Annotated in this window: 21 protein-coding genes; all 21 read right to left on the bottom strand. The window is 65.9% G+C overall.

The window, feature by feature from the left end; genetic code table 11:
* Window positions 1-63 precede the first annotated feature (63 nt).
* Window positions 64-654, bottom strand: coding sequence for a transglycosylase SLT domain-containing protein (locus EN818_RS20715; protein WP_095806249.1), 591 nt, complete (start codon window positions 652-654; stop codon window positions 64-66).
* Window positions 584-1966: a flagellar hook-length control protein FliK gene (locus tag EN818_RS20720; protein WP_095806248.1), complete on the bottom strand. Its 1383-nt coding sequence runs from the start codon at window positions 1964-1966 to the stop codon at window positions 584-586. The genes EN818_RS20715 and EN818_RS20720 overlap by 71 nt, the downstream gene beginning before the upstream one ends.
* On the bottom strand, window positions 1963-3426 hold the full coding sequence (locus EN818_RS20725) for a chemotaxis protein MotC (protein WP_095806247.1): 1464 nt from the start codon (window positions 3424-3426) through the stop codon (window positions 1963-1965). The genes EN818_RS20720 and EN818_RS20725 overlap by 4 nt, the downstream gene beginning before the upstream one ends.
* Window positions 3423-4883 (bottom strand): MotB family protein, encoded by a 1461-nt coding sequence (locus EN818_RS20730; protein WP_095806467.1) that lies wholly within the window; start codon window positions 4881-4883, stop codon window positions 3423-3425. The genes EN818_RS20725 and EN818_RS20730 overlap by 4 nt, the downstream gene beginning before the upstream one ends.
* Window positions 4880-5497: a hypothetical protein gene (locus tag EN818_RS20735; RefSeq protein ID WP_095806246.1), complete on the bottom strand. Its 618-nt coding sequence runs from the start codon at window positions 5495-5497 to the stop codon at window positions 4880-4882. Before EN818_RS20735 ends, EN818_RS20730 begins: the two co-directional genes overlap by 4 nt.
* Window positions 5498-5500: 3 nt before the next feature.
* Window positions 5501-7168: a flagellar basal-body MS-ring/collar protein FliF gene (gene fliF / locus EN818_RS20740; protein ID WP_095806245.1), complete on the bottom strand. Its 1668-nt coding sequence runs from the start codon at window positions 7166-7168 to the stop codon at window positions 5501-5503.
* 170 nt (window positions 7169-7338) lie between these two features.
* Entirely contained in the window at window positions 7339-8223 is an 885-nt protein-coding gene (locus EN818_RS20745; protein WP_095806244.1) for a flagellin, read from the bottom strand.
* Between the two features lie 239 nt (window positions 8224-8462).
* Window positions 8463-9347, bottom strand: a complete 885-nt coding sequence (locus tag EN818_RS20750) for a flagellin (RefSeq protein WP_095806243.1) — start codon at window positions 9345-9347, stop codon at window positions 8463-8465.
* Window positions 9348-9571: 224 nt separating this feature from the next.
* On the bottom strand, window positions 9572-10303 hold the full coding sequence (gene fliP, locus EN818_RS20755) for a flagellar type III secretion system pore protein FliP (RefSeq protein WP_095806242.1): 732 nt from the start codon (window positions 10301-10303) through the stop codon (window positions 9572-9574).
* Window positions 10300-10794, bottom strand: a complete 495-nt coding sequence (locus tag EN818_RS20760; protein WP_095806241.1) for a flagellar basal body-associated FliL family protein — start codon at window positions 10792-10794, stop codon at window positions 10300-10302. The genes fliP and EN818_RS20760 overlap by 4 nt, the downstream gene beginning before the upstream one ends.
* Before the next feature lie 18 nt (window positions 10795-10812).
* Window positions 10813-11517, bottom strand: a complete 705-nt coding sequence (gene flgH, locus EN818_RS20765; RefSeq protein WP_095806240.1) for a flagellar basal body L-ring protein FlgH — start codon at window positions 11515-11517, stop codon at window positions 10813-10815.
* A complete protein-coding gene (locus EN818_RS20770) occupies window positions 11514-12071 on the bottom strand; it encodes a MotE family protein (protein ID WP_095806239.1) in 558 nt (185 codons plus the stop codon). Before EN818_RS20770 ends, flgH begins: the two co-directional genes overlap by 4 nt.
* An 8-nt stretch (window positions 12072-12079) precedes the next feature.
* Window positions 12080-13168 (bottom strand): flagellar basal body P-ring protein FlgI, encoded by a 1089-nt coding sequence (locus EN818_RS20775; RefSeq protein ID WP_245420366.1) that lies wholly within the window; start codon window positions 13166-13168, stop codon window positions 12080-12082.
* Between the two features lie 149 nt (window positions 13169-13317).
* Window positions 13318-13842 (bottom strand): flagellar basal body P-ring formation chaperone FlgA, encoded by a 525-nt coding sequence (flgA, locus tag EN818_RS20780; protein ID WP_095806237.1) that lies wholly within the window; start codon window positions 13840-13842, stop codon window positions 13318-13320.
* A 6-nt stretch (window positions 13843-13848) separates the two neighbouring features.
* Entirely contained in the window at window positions 13849-14637 is a 789-nt protein-coding gene (flgG, locus tag EN818_RS20785; RefSeq protein ID WP_095806236.1) for a flagellar basal-body rod protein FlgG, read from the bottom strand.
* Between the two features lie 9 nt (window positions 14638-14646).
* The gene (locus tag EN818_RS20790; protein ID WP_095806235.1) at window positions 14647-14976 is read right to left on the bottom strand and encodes a flagellar hook-basal body complex protein FliE; all 330 of its coding nucleotides are present in this window, start codon (window positions 14974-14976) and stop codon (window positions 14647-14649) included.
* Window positions 14973-15392, bottom strand: a complete 420-nt coding sequence (gene flgC, locus EN818_RS20795; RefSeq protein ID WP_095806234.1) for a flagellar basal body rod protein FlgC — start codon at window positions 15390-15392, stop codon at window positions 14973-14975. Before flgC ends, EN818_RS20790 begins: the two co-directional genes overlap by 4 nt.
* A 2-nt stretch (window positions 15393-15394) precedes the next feature.
* A complete protein-coding gene (gene flgB, locus EN818_RS20800; RefSeq protein ID WP_095806233.1) occupies window positions 15395-15775 on the bottom strand; it encodes a flagellar basal body rod protein FlgB in 381 nt (126 codons plus the stop codon).
* 94 nt (window positions 15776-15869) lie between these two features.
* The gene (locus EN818_RS20805; RefSeq protein WP_135904626.1) at window positions 15870-16670 is read right to left on the bottom strand and encodes a hypothetical protein; all 801 of its coding nucleotides are present in this window, start codon (window positions 16668-16670) and stop codon (window positions 15870-15872) included.
* Window positions 16651-18060 carry a flagellar protein export ATPase FliI gene (gene fliI / locus EN818_RS20810; protein WP_095806231.1) on the bottom strand — a complete coding sequence of 470 codons (1410 nt, stop codon included), beginning with the start codon at window positions 18058-18060 and terminating at the stop codon, window positions 16651-16653. Before fliI ends, EN818_RS20805 begins: the two co-directional genes overlap by 20 nt.
* A gap of 4 nt (window positions 18061-18064) precedes the next feature.
* Window positions 18065-18787: a flagellar basal-body rod protein FlgF gene (gene flgF / locus EN818_RS20815; protein WP_095806230.1), complete on the bottom strand. Its 723-nt coding sequence runs from the start codon at window positions 18785-18787 to the stop codon at window positions 18065-18067.
* Window positions 18788-18790 lie beyond the last annotated feature (3 nt).

The raw sequence follows: 18790 nt of genomic DNA on the forward strand, positions 1-18790 counted from the left end.
GCGACGCCGGGCCTCTGAGAACGGCGCGCGGAGAGGATGGTTGGCCGCCGTCCGACGTAGCAACTATTGGTTGCAGAAAGCGCTGGCGTTCGGCGTCCACTTGCCGAAGCCGGTCGCGACCATGTTGGCGATGACCCGGCAGACATAGATCTTCTGCGCGGGGTCGTTGTCGGGGCCGGCATGGTAGCGGGCGACGGCCATCGACCAGGTCACGTGACGGGCATGGAGACTGGCCAGGAAGCGCGCCGCGTAATCGACGTTCTGGTGCGGGTCGAGCATGTCCTGAACACTGCTGAACTGCGCGCCGTGATAGCGATGGTTGATCTGCATGCAGCCGAGGTCGATCAGCGTCTTGCCTTCGCGGCGGGCACTCTCGAACCTGGCAAGCGCCTCGCCCCGGCTGCGCGGAAAGACGGCTTTTCCTTCTATATTCATGGCGTTAGGCTGAAGGCTGCCCTTTTTGCCGGTCTCGGTGAGGCCGACCGCATAAAGGATCCCGGCCGGCACGCCATAACGATCGGCAGCGCGCAGGATCTCCGGCTCGCATGGGTTGGCGGCCGCGGCTGCGGCGCCGGAACCGACGCTAAATATACATATCGTCGCCAGCGCGCTCGCGAAGAGGCGAAGCCGCGCGGCCGAATTCCTGTGCGCCATGGCCGTCGTTCCTTCCCGGTTGCCGGTCGCCCCCGGCACTGTTGCCTCCCGAATTCCCCGGTTGGAACGAAGGCTGATCACGGCCCCCCGACAGCGGCGACGCGCTGGTTGCATCGGCGCGGCCGGCCGCATGGGCTGCTATCGAGGGTTGCAGGATGGTGACCGTGTCGACGTCGAAGCCGAGGCTGCGCATGGACTTGACGATGGCATCGCTGTCGGCGGTCAGACGGCGGTGAGCCTCGTGCGTCTCCGGCTTCATCTCGATCGAAAGCTGCTCCCCGGAGAGGCGCAGGCTGGCCGTCACCGCGCCAAGCTCGGCAGGGTGCAACTCGATCTTCAGGACATGTGTCGGAACGGCAACAGAATTGGTCGGCTGTGAGCGCGTCGGAGCGCTCGAGAAGGCCTGCTGAACGCCTTCGTCCGAGGCGATCGCCTCGATCAGCGCCGATGCCGTCTGGCTCATCGGATTTTGCGCCGGCACGGGAAAGCTCTGCTGGGCGACCACATCGATGCGCCCGGCCGACGAAGCCTGTTTCACCTGCGCGGACGAGGTGGACAGCTTGATTGTCTCGGGCTCCTTCGTCTCCGGCGCCGGCCGCTTGGAGGTCAGCTCCGCGATATCGACTGCGTCACGGTCCTGCTGCTGTGCAGGCGACCGATCGCCACGCTGCACCGGTTCGTCGAACCCGGTCCCGGCAGTCAATGCCTGGCTGCGTTCGATAGCCGAATACGCAGTGGCGGTGGTGGCGCGGCTGAAGCGAGCGACGGCGCCGGCGGCGGCATCTTCGGCCAGCACGGATTGCGCCTTATCGCCGGCAGCCAAGAGTTCGGGAATTCGCGGTTCGTGGGTCCCAGCCGGGACCGAGGTTTCCGCAGCGACTTCGTCCGTGGCGGCGCCGGGCGAGGTCGAGAACTGCCTCATCTCATGCAGCGCTACGAGCAGCGGTAGCCGGTCCTGAAGCGAAGGCATATTCGCGGCCACGCCGGTCGCGTCGCCGCCGACGCCGGCGTCGAGCTGCCCAGGCTCGCGGTGCTCCTTCTCGGCCTTGCCGGCCGTCGGTCCTGAAGAAGCAGCGGCGTCCGGTTCGTCGTCGGCCAGTTTCGTCTGCGCGGAATCCCTGGCTGCGCGCGCCGACGGTGGCGTGGTCTGCAGTGCTGCCTGCCGCTGAGCGTGCCGGCCCGGCTGCTTTTCGGTGCCCTTCACCATGTCGCCGAAACTGTCATCCTTGCTCTTGGCATCCGCAGCGGACGGCTTCGAGTGGGCAGCGGCGGACACAATTCCCGAAAGGGCCTGGCCAAGGCTGGGGGTCATTGGGGAGCTGCTCCAAGTAGCTGGTCGATCTGTTCGAGTTTTCGGCGCGCGGTCATCATGGCGGCGTCGGTGGGGTCGTGGGGATCGAGCCCTGCCGGCGCCGATGCCGAAGCTGGCACGACGGGGGCCGGCACGACCGTTCCCGGCGCTGCCGGTTCCGCGGCGGCGGCCGTCGGCTCTGCCGATGCCGGTGCTGTTGGGGGCGCGTCGCCAGGTGCCGAGGCGTCCAGAGGCGCGGGCGCGGCTGGCTCGCTCGATGCCGCGACGGCCGGCTTCTCGGACGTCGCGCCTTCCACCGGCGGCAGGCCCGCCGCGTCTGGGTCGGTCTCCGCGGCGTTGTCAGCCGCCGATTGCGGCTCAGGCACCTCGACGGGCTTGGGCGCAAGGCCTGCTGCTACCGCTTCTGGCGAGGCAGCGGCAGGCCGCGCAACGACCCCGTCGGCGATGGCTTGCGCTGCGTCGAGCAAAGCGCGATCGCCCTCGGAGAGCTTGCCGCGGTCGATCTTGCCGAGCTTTTGGCGTACGTCTTCTATGGTGGCCGAGGTCACCGTGGACAGGCTGGAGTAGAGCTGGGCACGGGGATCGTCCTGATTGTCGTTGCCGTCCCGGCCCTGCTCGGCACGCGCCGAGGCGAAGGCGGAAAGGTCCGCAAGTCCATCGATCGCGGCCCGGCGGGCGATGCGCAGATAGATCACCTTCTCGCGCTCGGGATCCATCATCGCGGTGATGTCGGCGAGCTTGTCCTGGCTGATCGACATATGCAGCGCGATGACCCCGGAAACGAAGGAATCAGCGAACTGGCTGGCATAGGGCGAATAGAGAAAGGCTTCGACATACTGGGTCGAGGCAAGGGCGAAGCGTGCCGCGTCGCCCTGCGCCGCCGCGATGCCGACCGAACGGCGAAGTGCCGCCTCCTCGACCAGAGTGCCGGGACTGAGCAGGCGGGCCTCGTCGAGCAGGGCAAGCGCCGCGGTGGGCTGTTCGGGCGCAAGCAGCGAACCCTTGACCAAGGCCAGGAAGGCACCAAGGTCGCTCGGGACGCTCATCGGATCGATCGGCCTCAGGATTTCGATCGCCACCGCGGGTTGGCCGTTCAGGTAGGCAACGATGCCCTTGGCGATGGTGAGGCTCTGCGGGTCGGCCGTCGCACGCGAAGCCGCTGCCGCGACCGTGACGGGATTGCCGCCGCTCATGCCGTAGACGAGCAACGCGCGAAAGTTCTTGGGGTCCTTGAAGTCCTCGGCATCGGCGGCGCGCAGCCTGGCATCGGCCAGCTCGAGAAGCTTGGCCTGCATGGGCAGCGCGGCATGGTCACCGCCGGCAATGCGATCCTGGACCAACTGCAGCGAGCGGACCAGCTGGTAAGGCTGCAAGGCGTCCTGCGCGAAGGCCGCGGGAATCGATCCTGCACCGAGCAGCAGCAGACCGATGGCGCGGCCGATGACGGTCCTGGCTCTCATCCGCCGGTCGCCATCAGGATCTCGATGCGGCGGTTGGCCGCCGCCAGCGGATCGGTTGCGATCTTGGGCTGACGGTCGGCGAAACCGGCGACCTCGGTGATGCGGCTTTCGTCGACGCCGCCGCGCACCAGCATGTAGTAGGCGGAATGGGCGCGCGCGGTGGACAGCCGCCAGTTGTCATAGGCATCGCTGCGAAACGGCCGCGCATCGGTATGGCCGCCGATGGTGATCGTGCCCTTCTTCTCGTTGATGATGTGGCCGATTTTCTCCATCGCCAGCACCATTTCGCGTCGCGGCACGGCGGAGCCGATCTCGAACATGCCGAAGTCGAGCTGGTCGGTGATCGAGATGACGACGCCCTTGTCGGTGGCCTCGACGGAGACGCCCTCCGCCAGCTTCTCGCCCGGCGCGAAGGCCTTGGCCAATTCCTGCTTGATTTCGGCCGCGGCCTCGAGGGCGGCGCTGCTCGGGCCCCTTTCGCCCTTGTCGGAAACCGGCTCAGCCTCTGCCATCTCCGGCTTGGCCGGCTCGGCCTGTTCGATTTCGGTTTTCGCATCGGTCGCGATGGCCTGTTCGGCCTGAGCTTGTTCGGCCTCAGCCTTGTCGACCTCGGCTATCCGTCCCCGGATTTTCTCGCCCTTGCTCTCTTCGCCTTCGCCGGCCGCGCCTTTCGCCCCAGCCGATCCGGCGACTGGCTTGGCGCCCGGCTTCTGCGGCCCCGTCAAGGGCTCGAGCGGCGCTTCCAATTGCGGCGGCGCCGGTGGCACGGCCTTGACCTTCGGCACCTGGCTCTCGGCGATCTTGTCTCCGGGCTTGGCCGGATCGCCTTCGATCTTCTGTCGTTCGGCACTGGCTTCGGCACCGGGCGTGGCTACCTGCTGCGACCAGAAATCAGGCGCGAACGGATCGCGATAGGATTCGCCACCGGAGGCGCCGGTCGCCGGGCCGGCATTCCGCGCGCCGCCTTCGCCCTTGGCGCTGACGTTCTGCATCACGCCGGTGTCGGTGGCGATTTCCGCGAGTACGGCATAGGGATCGGCGAATAGATGCTCGTCGGAGAAGTCGGACGGTTTCTGCGTGGCTTCTTTCGTCTGCTTGCGATCGGAAGAGCCGGCACCGCCCTTGCCGTCCTCGCCCGCCTTGCTTGCGCCATCCTGCGGGTTGTCGGCGGTCAGGCCCACCTTGCTCGGGCCGTCGCCGAGGTCCTCCAGGCCCTTGCGGCTGGAGTTGCGGTCGATCAACTCGACCGGATTGAAGTAGCTGGCGACGGCGGCCTTGGTCTGCTCGTTGGCTGCATTGATCAGCCACATGACGAGGAAGAAGCACATCATCGCGGTCATGAAGTCGGCGAAGGCGATCTTCCAGACGCCGCCGTGGTGGCCGTCGTCATGCCCGTCGTGATTGCGCTTGACGATGATGATCTCGTGAACGGCCTCGCCGTGGTCGACGGCGCTCATGACAAGGCCTCCGAAAGCGAGGCCGACCATTCGGCGATGCGCGTCTCGAACACCGCCTCATCGATCGTCACGGTGAGGTCGAAGCCCGGGACTTCGGCGAAATCGAGATTGGCGGCACGGGACCCAAGCGCCTGCCTCAGCGGTTCGAACAGCGAAAGCGGTCCGCGAACGCCGATGCGCACCGCCTCGCTGTCGGCGACTGCGGCGCCTATCGCGCGGGAAAGCGCGGCCAGCGAACGCTTTTGCAGATCCTCGCTGAGGAGGCCACCGATGATGCGGGCAATGGTCGCGCCGGCGAGTTCGCTGACGCGGGCCTCCATGGTGTCGATGCGGGCGGCGACCGCCGCTCCAAGATCGCCGCCGAAACTTTCCAGAAATGCTTGCGCGGCCTCGTCGTTAGCCTGGCGCTCGGCGTCGAGCGCCGCCTGGTGCGCCAGCGCCAGACGCGCCTCCAGCGCGGCTTCTGCATCGGCGACCGCCTCGGCGATCAGCGCGCCGATATCGGCTTGCGGCGCCGGTTCGGCCGGCTTGTGCTCGGCGGCGGGCGGCGCCTGGCCGGCGCGAGGAGCGCGCGCGCCGAAATCGGGCAGGAGATCGAAGAGTGCCGAAGCCATGGCCTATACCGCTGCCTCCGGCGCTGCAGCCCATTTGCGCAGGATCTGCGCGGTGCGCTCCTCATTGAGGTCGACCATGCGCGCCAGCCGCTCCTGCGGAGCCGGCCGGATCTTCTGGCGCAGGTCATCGAGCGGGGTGGCGCCGGGGCGTGTTCCCGGTATGGCGCCGATGGACGGCGGCGGGGCCTCGGCGGTGATCGCGGCCACCGGTGCTTCGGGTGTCGGCAGCGAGCGCTGGACGTCGTCGAAGCTCGGGCCGGTGAGAGCCGCCGGCTTGGCCGAGGCGGTCAGCGCGGCAGCCATCGGTTTCAGGCCGAAGAAGGCGACCAGGAAGACGACGATGATGAAGGCGCCGGCATTGATGAGCGTGCCGGTGTACGTGCCGATGGAGGCGAGGATACCAGGCTGGTCGACCGGCTCGCCGTCGAGGCCGTCGATGAACTCGACAGCAGAGACGTCGATGACGTCGCCGCGCTTGTCGTCGAAGCCGCTGGCGGAAGCCACCATCTTCTGGATTTCGGCGACGCGCTTGGCGATCTGCTCCGGCGTGGCGTCCTTGCCGAGGATGGTCTTGAGCCGCTCCTGGTTGACGACCACCGCGATCGACATCTTGTTCACCGAATAGCCGTTGGAAACGGTGGCGATCTTCTTCGAGTTGATCTCGTAGTTGGTGATCTCTTCCTTGCGATCGTTCTGTGAGGACGACTGCGGCCCTTCGGTGCTGGGCGCCTCGGTCTGGGGCAGGTTCTGCTCGACGCTGGTCGGGGTCGTGGCCTGTTTCTGGTTGCTGGCCTCGTTGGTGCGCACCGACTGCACCGACCGCTCGACGCGCGATTCCGGATCGAAGATGGTCTCTTCCGTCTGGCGGGTATCGGTGTTGACGTCGGCCTTGACGCTGGCGCGGAAATTGTCGGGACCGAGATAGGGCGTCAGCGCCCGGCGGATGTTGTCGCCGATCTGCGCCTCGACCGTCTGCTCGACGCCGAGCGTGCGGGCGGCGCTGGTGTTGGAGGGATCGTCACCGGCAGCAAGCAGGTTGCCGTTGGAATCGAGCACCGTGACCTTGTCGGCCGAGAGCCCGGGCACCGCCGCGGCGACGAGGTGACGGATCGACATCGCGCTCTTCTGGGCGTCAATGCCGGAATAGCGGATGACGACCGATGCCGAAGGCTGCTGCTCGTCGCGGCGGAAGTTGGCCCGCTCGGACATCACGATGTGGACCCGGGCTGCCTTGATGCCGGCGATCGACTGGATGGTGCGTGCGATCTCGCCTTCCAGCGCCCGCACGCGGGTGATCTGCTGCATGAAGGAGGTCAGGCCGAGCGAGCCGACATTGTCGAACAGCTCGTAACCGGCATTGGCGCTGGTGGGCAGGCCTTTTTCGGCCAGCAGCATGCGCGCCTGCGCCGTGGTCCCGGCGGGCACCAGCACCGAGGTGCCGTCGGCACCGACATCGAAGCCGATGCCGGCCTCGCCCAGCACCAGGCCGATCTGGTTCACATCGGAGCGATCGAGCCCGACATAGAGCGTCTCGTAGGCGGGACGGTTGAGGTAGATCGAGGCGACGCCGATGACGGTCATGACCAGGGCAGCGATGCCGCCCATCAGAGCGAGACGCCTGACGCCGAAGTTGCGCAGATTCGCAATGATGCTCTGGATCTGTTCCGGCACGATTCAACCGCTCCCAGCATGACTGTCCGCCGGCAGACTAGACGGTGAAGCTTGTGCGAGGATGATAGTGCGCTGTCCGACGCCCGTGCGGTGGAACCGACCCGCCGCGAAACAAAAAAGGCCGCGCTGGGGGCGCGGCCTTCCGAAGAGCGAGGAAGTCAGGCTGGGGATCAGCTCTTGAACAGGGCCAGGATCGACTGCGAGTTGCCATTGGCGATCGACAGCGCCTGGATGCCGAGCTGCTGCTGCACCTGCAGGGCCTGCAGGCGGGTCGATTCCTTGTTCATGTCGGCGTCGACAAGCGCGCCGACGCCCTTGTCGATCGAGTCGGAGAGGTTCGACAGGAAGCTCTGCTGGGTGTCGATGCGCGATTTGGCGGCGCCGAGATAGGCAGCGCCGGTCCCTAATTTGGCAAGCGCCGTTTCGACGCTGTCGAGGGCGGTGTCGATTGCCGTGTCAGCGACAGCAGCCGAGCTCGGATCAAAGAAGGTCGTGGCGAGCAGGCCGCCGACGATGCCGCCAGTGCCGGCGATGTCGAGCACCTGCGTGTCGGTGGCCGCAACGTTGATCGTGTCGATGGCTACCGTCGTGCCGGTACGGTTGTAGGAGGCGACGATCTGCAGGTCGGAAGCGGCCGTGCCGTCGTTCTGCAACAGGTTGGAGCCGGCATAGCTGGCATTGGTGACCGACGACTTGATCTGTTCCTGGATGGCCTTGATTTCGGTCGCGATCTTCTGCTGGTTGTCCTGGCTGGCGCCGCGGGCGGTAACCAGCTTGGCCTTGATCGAGTCGACCTGGTCCTTGATGTCGGTGATGGCGGTATAGGCGGTGTCGACCTTGCCGGCGCCGAGGCCGAGCGCGTCCTGAACGGCCGAGAGAGCCTTGTTGTCGGACTTCATCGACGTGGCGATCGACCAATAGGCGGCGTTGTCGGAAGCGGTTGCGACGCGATAGCCGGTCGAGATTCGCGCCTGGGTGGTCTCGAGCTGCTTGTTGGTGTTGTTCAGGCTCTGAAGCGCGGTCAATGCCGCGGCGTTGGTCATGATGCTTGCCAAGATACACCCCTTTCAAAGCAGACATGCCTGCGCATGCCGGTCAACCTTCGGCGGGGGCGTCATGCCTTTCGACCTACCGGTCTGCCCGTCATAGCGATTGGTTAACCATAACTAGCGCGTCATCGTTAATGGCGCGTTAAAGCCATGCTCTGAACACGGGAAGGCAAACATTCACGCAACGAAAATCGGGCCGCGCTGGTCGCGCGGCCCGATGCAAATGACTGGAGCGTTTGGAGCGATCAGCCGCGGAAGAGCGACAGGATCGACTGCGAGTTGCCGTTGGCGATCGACAGCGCCTGGATGCCGAGCTGCTGCTGCACCTGAAGCGCCTGCAGACGGGTCGATTCCTTGTTCATGTCGGCATCGACCAGCGAGCCGACGCCCTTGTCGATCGAGTCGGAGAGGTTCGAGAGGAAGCTCTGCTGGGTATCGATGCGCGACTTGGCGGCACCGAGCGAGGCGGCGCCGGTAGCGAGCTTGCCGAGCGCCGTTTCAACCGTGCCGAGCGCGGTGTCGATGGCCGTGTCAGCGACGGCAGCCGAACTCGGGTCGAAGAAGGTCGCGGCGAGCAGGCCGCCGACGATGCCGCCGGTGCCGGCGACGTCGAGAACCTGGGTGTCGGCAGCAGCGACGTTGATGGTGTCGATGGTGACGGTCGCGCCGGTACGGTTATAGGAAGCGACGATCTTCAGGTCGGACGCCGCCGTGCCGTCGTTCTGCAGCAGGTTCGAGCCGGCGAAGTTGGCGTTGGTGACCGACGATTTGATCTGGTCCTGGATGGCCTTGATTTCGGTCGCGATCTTCTGCTGGTCTTCCTGGCTGGCGCCGCGGGCAGTGACCAGCTTGGTCTTGATCTCGTCGACCTGGTCCTTGACGTCGTTGATGGCGGTATAGGCGGTGTCGACCTTGCCGGCGCCGAGGCCGAGCGAATCCTGAACGGCCGAGAGAGCCTTGTTGTCGGACTTCATCGACGTGGCGATCGACCAGTAGGCGGCGTTGTCGGAAGCGGTGGCGACGCGATAACCGGTCGAAATGCGCGACTGGGTGATCTCGAGCTGCTTGTTGGTGTTGTTCAGGCTCTGGAGGGCGGTCAGAGCCGCAGAATTGGTCATGATACTGGACATGGCTACTCGTACCTTGATTTTTTTACGCTGGTTTTTTTGACATACCGGCTCTTCCGGTATGACGGTGCGGCATCATGCCAATGATCGCTGAGACCCGATCACCCGCCATCTGGAGGGACTATGCAGATGAGTCCCTACCAAAGAGCTAAACCCGACGGTTAATCGAAGCTGTATTTGTGCGATAGTTGCGCGTGACGGCACCAGCCCGGCGCCGCATGCGGCAGTCAGGTAAAGGATCGCACCAGACTGCCGACCAAAAGGTTCCAGCCGTCGATCAGCACGAAGAAAAGGATCTTGAACGGCAGCGAGACCACCGTCGGCGGCAGCATCATCATGCCCATGGCCATGGTGATGGTGGCGACGATCAAATCGATGACGAGAAACGGCAGCACGATGAGGAAGCCGATCTCGAAGCCGCGCCTGATTTCCGAGATCATGAAAGCCGGAACCAGGATGCGCAGGTCGACGGTCTCGCGCGAGACGGTCTGGCCGCGCTCGCGGGCCAGGTCGGCAAACAGGTCGAAATCCTTGTCGCGCACATTGTGCAGCATGAAGGTGCGGAACGGGTCGGAAATCTTGTCGAAGGCCTCGGCCTGCGTGATCTGGTTGTCCATCAGCGGCTTGACGCCGGTATTCCAGGCCTGATCGAAAGTCGGCGCCATGACGTAGAAGGTCATGAACAGCGACAGCGAGATGAGGATCAGGTTGGCCGGCGTCGACTGCAGGCCGATGCCCGCACGCAGGATCGAGAAGGCGATGACGAAGCGGGTGAAGCTCGTCACCATGATCAACAGGCCCGGCGCCACCGAGAGCACGGTGAGCAGGCCGAACATCTGGATGATGTAGCCGACGGTGGTGCCGTCGGCCCGGCCGATGCCGCCGAGATCGAGCTGCTGGGCCGTGGCGAGCGAAGTGGTGAGGACGACGAGCGCCGTGGCGACGAGGAACTTTCTCATTCGAGCAGCATCGTCCTGATCAGTATCTGTTTGGCGTGGCCGCCGCTGCGCAGTGCCGCGCGCTCCTCGAGATCGGCTTTCAGATGCTGATAGCCGCTGGCGCCCTCGATCTGGTGCATCTTCAGCGTGCGTATGAACGCGAGCAGGTCCTGATGAATCTGGTCGGTCATTTCCGACGATTGCGGCGCGTCATAGAGCACCGATGCCTCCAGCCTCATCCAGACCTCGCTGGGCGAGGCGAGATTGGTGGTGATCGCCGCAAGCGGGACAACCGTGGGACCGGCAACCGGCTTGCCGGTTTCGGCTGGCCTTTCGCCCTCGCCGGCGTTTTCCGGTGCGACGGGGACCGGCTTCGGGCCTTCGCCCTCTTTGAGATAGCCGCCGGAGACCCAGCCCATGCCGACCGCGGCGCCCGTCATGACCAGCAGCATGGCGAGCTGGACCACAAGAGATGGTCCCTTCCTGGGCTGCGCCTGCTCGACATTCGCCACGTCCGCGGTGCCCCCGTGCTAGAATGGAAGAACTTGGTCGAGGATTTGCTGGCCGTAGGCCGGCTGCTGGATCTCGCTGACGCGGCCGCGGCCGCCATAGGAGATGCGCGCTTCGGCGATCCGCTCATAGGGGATCGTGTTCTCGGCGCCAATGTCGGACGGCCGCACCATGCCGGCGATGGTCAGCACGCGAAGCTCGTAGTTGACGCGCACCTCCTGCGAGCCCCTGATCATCAGGTTGCCGTTGGGCAGCACCGCGGTGACGACCGCCGCGACGTTGAGCTCCAGATTCTCCGACCGCTTGATCTCGCCATCGGCATTGGTTTCGGTGCTGGAGCTCAGGCCGGCGTCACCCTTGCCGCTTGTGCTCGTGCCGTCCCATCCGAGCATGACGTCATAGCCGAGCTTGCGTGCCGCGGTGCGGCTTCGGTCGTTCTGGTTCTTGAAATTGGCTTTGTCGTTCAGCTTGATGTTGACGGTCAGGATGTCGCCTTCGCGCAGCGCCCTCGGATCGGTGAAGAGCCGGCTCTGGCGGTCGTCCCAGAGCGAAAATTTTTTGACTGGTGCGGCCGGCGGCTCGGGGTAGCTGTAGGGGGCCACGCCGCCATTGCCGATGCCGGAGCCGACGGGCGACAGCGCAGGTTCCCGGCCGACCTCCTTGAGGTCGGTGCCGCAGCCGGAAAGTGCCGCGATGGCGAGAAGGACGAGGAACCTGCTTCTCATGATGGATCAACCCTTCGCGCCGCACTGGCCATGATGCCGGTGAGCGCCGCCGCCGCCTTCTGGTCCATTTCGTTGAGAATGACGCCGGCCTTGCGTGAATCGAGCTTCATCAGAATGGCGGCTGCGAGCTCGGCATTGACCATTGCCAGGCGCTCCGCCGCGGCGTCGGGTTTCATGCCGGCATAGATTTTGACGACGCTGTCCTCGGCGCGGGCCAGGAAGACTTCGCGGCGCTTCAGCCATTGCTCGTATTCGGCGCGCTTTTCCTCCAGCGCCTTGATGCGCTCGTCGACGCCGGCCTGAAGCTGCTTCAGCTCCTCGGCTTGCAAGGCATAGCGGCGGTCGCGCGCGGCGTCGGCGATGTTGGAGCAGAAGCGCTGGATCTCGCTTTCGTCCGGTGCCTTCTGGTGTGCCAGCTGGCCCGGCTGTGCCGGCGCCTGGCCGCCGGGCAGCACCTGACGCACTTCCTCCGCATGCCCGGAGGCACTGGCCATCAAGGCAAGCACGGCGGCGGCGAGCAGGCTATGCTTGTTCGGGGAGAAGAGGTCGATCATCGGCGTGCCTATTGGAGGACCAGATCGGCCTGCAGGGCACCGGCCGACTTGATGCCTTGCAGGATGGCGATGATGCCGTCGGGCTTCACGCCGAGGCGGTTGAGGCCGGAGACGAGCGTTTCGAGATCGGGACCGTCGAGCACTGCGACGCGGGCATTGGGCTGGGTCGCCTCGATCGCGGTGAAGGGCTCGACCGCTGTGTGCCCCTTGGAGAAGGGCGCGGGCTGAACGACCTTCGGCGCTTCGGTGATGCGCACGGTGAGCGTGCCGTGGCTGATGGCCACGCGCGAGATCCTGACGTTGTTGCCGATGACGATGGTCCCGGTACGCTCGTCGATGACGACACGCGCCGGCGCGTCCGACTCCACGACAAGGTTTTCGATCTCGGCGTAGAAGCGCGCAGCGGAAACGTTCTTCGGCCGCCTGATCTGCACGGTGCGGGCGTCGCGCTCGGCGGCGACGCGCATGCCGAAACGCTGCGACGTATAGTCGTTGATGGCGTCGGCAATGCGGATGGCGGTGGAAAAATCGGGATTGCGCAATTGCAGCGTCAGCACGCCCTGGTCGTCGAATTCGGCCGGCACCGAACGCTCGACTATGGCGCCGTTCGGCACGCGACCGGCGGTCGGAACGCCTTGTGTCAGCTGTTCGGCCTGGCCCTTGGCGCTGAAGCCGCCGACGATCACCGAACCTTGTCCGACGGCATAGATCTCGCCGTCCGCAGCCTTCAGCGGCGTCATCACCAGCGTGCCGCCGGCAAGCGAGGAGGCGTCGCCCATCGAGGAGACGTCGATGTCGATGCGGGCGCCCGACTGGACGAAGGGCGGCATGTTGGCGGTGACGATGACGGCGGCGACGTTCTTGGCGCGCGCGCTGCCGCCTTCGGTGGCAATGCCGAGATTCTCCAGCATGGCGCGGATCGACTGTTCGGTGAAAGGCGAGTTGCGCAGGCTGTCGCCGGTTCCCGCCAGGCCGATGACCAGGCCGTAGCCGACGAGCTGGTTGTCGCGCGCGCTCTGCAGCTGGGCGATGTCCTTGATGCGCGCGGCGACCTGGCCGGGCGGCAGCGTGCTCGGCCCGGTCGAGACGCGGAACATGCGCGTGGTGGTCTCGGGGTCGTATTCCGGATCGCTGGAGGCAGTGCCGTTCTTCAAAACAAGCTCGCGCTTGGCCTTGGGGGTGAGCCCATCGGCGAGCGCGGGCTGAAGACCGATTGCCGCGCTCAGCAGGATGGCCAATGCACGCATCACGACGCGCCGACCCTGATGCTGCCGTCCGCCATCACCGTGCCGGAAATGATCTTGCCGCTGTCGACGTTGCGGACCTTGACTAGGTCGCCGGCAGCGCCCGGCTGCAAGGTGACGGCCGTCGCCGAAATGGTGAGCGCGCCGGCGGTGAAGTAGACCTGCACCGAGGCACCCTGCTCGACAAGCCAGGCATCGCGTATGGCGGCTGTCGGAATGTACCGGCCGGGCACGAGGGTGCGCTTGGCAACCTTGCCCTCAAGTTCCTCGGCGCGTGTCGCCATGCCGTCCGGTCTGTGCTTGCCCGCAATAAGCGTCACCTGCTGGAGCGCGGCGAGCTCGATGGCCTCGCCGGGATAGATGACGCGATTGGGTATCAGCACCGCTTCGCCGGCCGCCTGACCGGCCGCGATCTGGTTCGCCGACTGACCGTCCGAGTCCTGCGCAAATGCCGGCATGCCGCCGGCGACCAGCGCCAGTGCCAGCGCGGCGCAGCGGAATGCGGAGCAGGAGATCGGCTTCGCCATGGTGCGCTACCTGATGTTCTTGGAAACCACGGACGCCATGTCGTCGGCAGCCTGGATCACCTTGGAGTTCATCTCGTAGGCGCGCTGCGCCGAGATCAGTTCGGTGATCTCCTTGACCGGATCGACGTTGGACGACTCCAGATAGCCCTGTTCGATCGTGGCGAAGCCGGGATCTCCGGGCACGCCGACATTGGCCGGGCCGGAGGCCGCCGTCTCCTGGAACAGGTTGTCGCCGAGCGGCGCCAGGCCGGCCTCGTTGGCGAAATTGGCGAGCTGGAGCTGGCCGAGGAGCTGGAGGTCGGTCTGGCCCTCGATGCGGGCGAAGACCTGGCCGGTCTTGTTGACGATGACCTCGACCGCGTCGGTCGGCACGGTGATGGCCGGGATCACGTTGGCGCCGTCGACGGTCACCAACTGCCCGGTGGCGTTGGTGTTGAAGGCGCCGGCGCGTGAGTAGAGCGTGCCGCCGTCGGCGCCCTCGATCTGGAACCAGCCCCTGCCGGTCAGCGCCAGGTCGAAGCTGTTGCCGGTGCTGGTCAGCTCGCCCTGGGTGTGGACGTTGCGCACGGCCGTGGTCTTGACGCCGAGACCAATGGAAACGCCTTCCGGCACCAGCGAGGTGTTCGAGCGGTTGGGCACCCCTTGCGTGCGGTCGACCTGGTAGAGCAGGTCCGAAAATTCGGCTCGGGCGCGCTTGTAGCCGGTGGTGTTGATGTTGGCGATGTTGTTGGCGATGACCTCGAGATTGGTCTGCTGGGCATTCATGCCGGTCGCGGCGATGGCAAGGGCTTTCATGACGCGGTCCTAGATATTCATGCGACTGATTTCGAGATAGGCGGAGACGACCTTGTCGCGGATGGCGATCGTCGTCTGCAGCGCCTGCTGGGCGCTCATCACGGCATCGACCACCTGGCGCGTGTCGGCATCGCCCTTGAGCGCCTGGATCGACAATTGTTCGGCGTTCTGCAGCGTGCCCACCGTCTTCGATGCGGCCTGGCTGAGAAGGTCGGCGAAGGAACTGCCGACGCTCTCGCCGGCTTGCGGACCCGCGCCGCCAGGCAGCAGGCCAGGCGCCGCCGCGTCGGCGCCATCGATTGCCGGTTTGAACTGCAGCGCGCCGATACCGCCGATCATGACTGGTTCCTCATCAGATCGATGGTCATGGAGATCAGATCGCGCGCCTGCTTGATGACCTGGAGGTTCGCCTCATAGGAGCGGTTGGCCTCCGTCATGTCGGCCATTTCGACCAGCACGTTGACATTGGGCATCTTGACATATCCCCGTTCGTCGGCAGCCACGTTGCCGGGCTGGAATTCGACCGGGAAGTCCGATGGATCGCGGTCGATCGAGTTGACCTCGACCAGAGAGCCGCCGGTGGCGCGGTCGAGCTCCGAAGCGAAGGTGATCGTCTTGCGGCGATAGGGATCGGCGCCCGCCGAGGTGCCGGTCGACTGGGCGTTGGCGAGGTTTTCCGACACCACGCGCAGGCGCTCCGACTGGGCGCCAAGGCCGGACGAAGCGACTTTGAGGGCTGCGGTCAGCGCGTCCATCGTCAGCCCTTCGCCGCCATCGTCAGCATCGAATGGAAGGCCTTGACGATCGCCGTGTTGAGCTCGAAGGAGCGGCGGATCTCGCCCGCCTTCATCAACTCGTCCTCGAGCACCACCGTGTTCTTCGACGGCATGATCGAGCCGTTGTCCTCCTGCGGCTTGACGGCGAAACCGGCATTGGCCGTTTCGGCGCCAAGATGCCCGGACTGCGTGGCGCTGAGCGTGACCGCGGTCCGGTCCAGAACCTTTTCGAACGGCTCGACATCGTTTGCCGTGTAGCCCGGTGTGTTGGCATTGGCGATGTTGGATGCAACCGTGGACTGACGAACGGCAAGCCACTGCGACTGCCTGGTGGCGAGATCGAATAGGTTGACGGGTTCCATGGGAATCTCCGGGCGAGTGCGCACAAGACTAGGTGGCCAGTCTTGCGCGGACCTTGCGCGGCAGGCCGCAGCCGCCAGCGCTGTCCACCGTCGATTACCTGGAAAGCTCGATCACCTTGTCGGTGCTGGTGACGATGACCCATTTGCCGCCGCGCTGCTCGATCGAGCTGACGCGGCTGGAATCGGGCAGCACCGAGCCGCGCTGAACGATCCACAGGCCGGTGTCGTCCTCGATCATGGCGCGGCCATTGGCGACATGCACCATCTTGAATTCCGAAACCGCGGCAGGGAAGGGCTGTTCGTCGAGCCCGGGCGCCTTGTCGGGGTCTTCCGGCTCGTCCTGCAAGGTGCCGGTGGCGAGCAGGTCGAGATCGGGAACGTTCTTTGACGTCGGCGGCGCCCCTCGATTCTCCAGCTGCGATTCGCCGGCAACGCGCCCGTCATTGGTGCCGCTGCCGCCGAATTTGATCGCCTGCACGCCGAACTGGTCCTGATTGAAGAAGATGTACCACGGAAACAGCGCACAGATCAGGCCGAGCGCGATGCCGAGGGCGGCGATGACGAAATCGCTGCGCCGGTCGGCCGTCTTGTCTGTCAGGCGCGGGAACTCGGATCGCGGCGGCTGCGGCCAATCGGTGCGCGGAAACAGCCCCTCGATCAGCGACTCGCGGCTGGCCTGCATGGTCTCGACGGTCTCAGGCTGCGGAGCCCTGGGCAGGGGAGGCCTGGTTGCCCTGGCGAGAATGGCGGCGGCCCTGCCAGCCATGGCGCGGGCAGCCTTCGCGTTGGCAGCTCTGGCAATGTCTGCTTCGGCTTCCTCTGCGGCCCGGGCCTCGGCGATCATCTCGCGCAAAAGGCGCTCGGTGTACTGAAGCTCAGTTTCCTTGATCGCCATTCAGCTTCCCCTTGAGATGGCGGGCGAGGTCGGCAAACGGATCCGCCGAGGCACGGTCCCTCGGCGATTGCGTGAGCGCTTCGTAGATCAGCGGCACCTGGCGCACGGCGATGTCGAGCTCGGCGTCGGCGCCGCTCTGGTAGGCGCCGAGCAGGCGGATGTCGCGCGTGTCCTCGAAGCGCGAGATCATCGACTTCAACCGGGTCACCAGCATGCGCTGTTCGGCGCTCCAGGCCTTGTCGGCGAGACGCGAGATGGACGACAGCGGATTGACCGGCGGATAGCGACCCTGCTCGGCGATCGAGCGGTCGAGCACGACATGGCCATCGAGAATGCCGCGCACCGAGTCTGCCACTGGATCATTGTGGTCGTCGCCATCGACCAGCACGGAGATGATGGCGGTGATCGAGCCTTTGCCTCTAACCCCGGGGCCCTCGGCACCGGGTCCGGCGCGCTCGAGCAGCTTCGGCAGGTCGGTAAAGACCGAGGCCGGGTAGCCGCGCGCGACCGGCGGCTCGCCGGTCCCAGTCGCCACCTCCCGCAAGGCGTGCGCGAAGCGGGTGATCGAATCGAGTACCAGAAGGACGCGGTGGCCCTGGTCGCGGAAATGCTCGGCCACGCACATGGCGGTGTCGGGCGCACGCCGACGCATCATGGCGCTCTCGTCGCTGGTGGCGACGACGGCGACGGTCTTGGCCATGCTTTCGACGCCGATCGTATCCTCGAGGAACTCGCGCACCTCGCGGCCGCGCTCGCCGATCAAAGCGACGACGACCGTGTCGAAGGCCTCGGAGCCGGCAAGCATGGCGAGCAGCGTCGACTTGCCGACGCCGGAGCCGGCGAAGATGCCAAGCCGCTGGCCGAAACAGAGCGGGGTGAAGATGTCGATGACGCGCACGCCGGTGAGAAAGCCGGTGCCGACGCGCTGGCGCGACATGGCGCCCGGCGTAGCAGCCTCCGCATCATAGGCGGCATTCGGCCTGATCAGCGGCGGGCCGCCGTCGATCGCCCGGGTCAGTGCGTCGATGGCCCGCCCGCGCCAGGAGGCATGCGGGGTGACCGCGAGCGGGCCGCGACGGAACACGGCGTCGCCGATGCCGGCGTCGGCGCTGCGCTCGAACGGCGCGACCACGACCTCGTCGCGACCGATCTTGACGATCTCGCCGCGGCGGCTGCCGGCGTTGCCGCGCTGCTCGACGATATCGCCGAGCCGGGCAATGTCGGAAAGCCCGCGCACCTTGTAGTGGGTGGGAGAGATCTCGCTGACACGGCCGCCGCGGCTGAGCAGCGTCTGCGGATTGTCGAACCGCCGCCAGATGCGCTCGAGCCCGGCCAGCCGGTCCTCCGCCGGCTTCTCAGGAGCGCGTATCAAGGAAGGTGCGGTGGCCATGCCGCTATTTCGAGCCGAGCGTCTTGATGGCTTCGTCGCTGGAAGCGTCGGTCTGCCGGATCAGCGCCGCCGTGTTCTCGAACGCGCGCTGAACCATGATCAGCCGCGTCATCTCCAGCACCGGATTGACGTTTGATTCTTCCAGGAAGCCTTGCGCGACGCCGACGTCGGAGCGGTCGGTGACCGGCTCCGGAGTGCGCGCGGGAACGATCCCCGAATTGCCGTAGCGGACGAAGTTCTCGCCCGGATCGAACGTGTAGAGGCCGATGGCGCCGACCAGCTGCTCGTTCTGCCGCAGCGACCCGTCGGCGCCGGCCTTGGGCGGCCCGTTGCGCGGATCGAGCTGGATCGGCGCGCCGCCGCTGTCCAGCACAGGATAGCCCTCGATCGACATCAGTTCGCCATTCTCGTTCATCGAGAAACGGCCGTCGCGGGTCATGACGGTACCCGCCGGCGTCTGGATGGCGAACCAGGCATCGCCCTGGATGGCGAAGTCGAAGGGATTGCCTGTCTCGGTCATCGAGCCATGGGCAGTGGAAAGATAGGTCTTGCCCGAGGAGGCGAAGGAGACCGACTTCAGACCGGTGCCGGAAACCACGTCCTCGAATTTCACGCCCGTGGCGCGGAAGCCGATGGTGGAGGCGTTGGCGACATTGTCGGCGATGGTGTCGAGGCGGCGCTCGAGCGCGATCTGCGAGGAGAGGGCGACGTAGAGACTGTCCTGCATGAT

Source organism: Mesorhizobium sp. M3A.F.Ca.ET.175.01.1.1, from assembly GCF_004791945.1.
In the GTDB taxonomy this organism is placed as follows: domain Bacteria; phylum Pseudomonadota; class Alphaproteobacteria; order Rhizobiales; family Rhizobiaceae; genus Mesorhizobium.

Coding starts and splice junctions, on each gene's coding strand:
- EN818_RS20715 (WP_095806249.1), bottom strand. CDS start 654: ATGGCGCACAGGAATTCGGCCGCGCGGCTTCGCCTCTTCGCGAGCGCG.
- EN818_RS20720 (WP_095806248.1), bottom strand. CDS start 1,966: ATGACCCCCAGCCTTGGCCAGGCCCTTTCGGGAATTGTGTCCGCCGCT.
- EN818_RS20725 (WP_095806247.1), bottom strand. CDS start 3,426: ATGAGAGCCAGGACCGTCATCGGCCGCGCCATCGGTCTGCTGCTGCTC.
- EN818_RS20730 (WP_095806467.1), bottom strand. CDS start 4,883: ATGAGCGCCGTCGACCACGGCGAGGCCGTTCACGAGATCATCATCGTC.
- EN818_RS20735 (WP_095806246.1), bottom strand. CDS start 5,497: ATGGCTTCGGCACTCTTCGATCTCCTGCCCGATTTCGGCGCGCGCGCT.
- EN818_RS20750 (WP_095806243.1), bottom strand. CDS start 9,347: ATGTCCAGTATCATGACCAATTCTGCGGCTCTGACCGCCCTCCAGAGC.
- fliP (WP_095806242.1), bottom strand. CDS start 10,303: ATGAGAAAGTTCCTCGTCGCCACGGCGCTCGTCGTCCTCACCACTTCG.
- flgH (WP_095806240.1), bottom strand. CDS start 11,517: ATGAGAAGCAGGTTCCTCGTCCTTCTCGCCATCGCGGCACTTTCCGGC.
- EN818_RS20770 (WP_095806239.1), bottom strand. CDS start 12,071: ATGATCGACCTCTTCTCCCCGAACAAGCATAGCCTGCTCGCCGCCGCC.
- EN818_RS20775 (WP_245420366.1), bottom strand. CDS start 13,168: ATGTTCCGCGTCTCGACCGGGCCGAGCACGCTGCCGCCCGGCCAGGTC.
- flgA (WP_095806237.1), bottom strand. CDS start 13,842: ATGGCGAAGCCGATCTCCTGCTCCGCATTCCGCTGCGCCGCGCTGGCA.
- flgG (WP_095806236.1), bottom strand. CDS start 14,637: ATGAAAGCCCTTGCCATCGCCGCGACCGGCATGAATGCCCAGCAGACC.
- EN818_RS20790 (WP_095806235.1), bottom strand. CDS start 14,976: ATGATCGGCGGTATCGGCGCGCTGCAGTTCAAACCGGCAATCGATGGC.
- flgC (WP_095806234.1), bottom strand. CDS start 15,392: ATGGACGCGCTGACCGCAGCCCTCAAAGTCGCTTCGTCCGGCCTTGGC.
- flgB (WP_095806233.1), bottom strand. CDS start 15,775: ATGGAACCCGTCAACCTATTCGATCTCGCCACCAGGCAGTCGCAGTGG.
- EN818_RS20805 (WP_135904626.1), bottom strand. CDS start 16,670: ATGGCGATCAAGGAAACTGAGCTTCAGTACACCGAGCGCCTTTTGCGC.
- fliI (WP_095806231.1), bottom strand. CDS start 18,060: ATGGCCACCGCACCTTCCTTGATACGCGCTCCTGAGAAGCCGGCGGAG.
- flgF (WP_095806230.1), bottom strand. CDS start 18,787: ATGCAGGACAGTCTCTACGTCGCCCTCTCCTCGCAGATCGCGCTCGAG.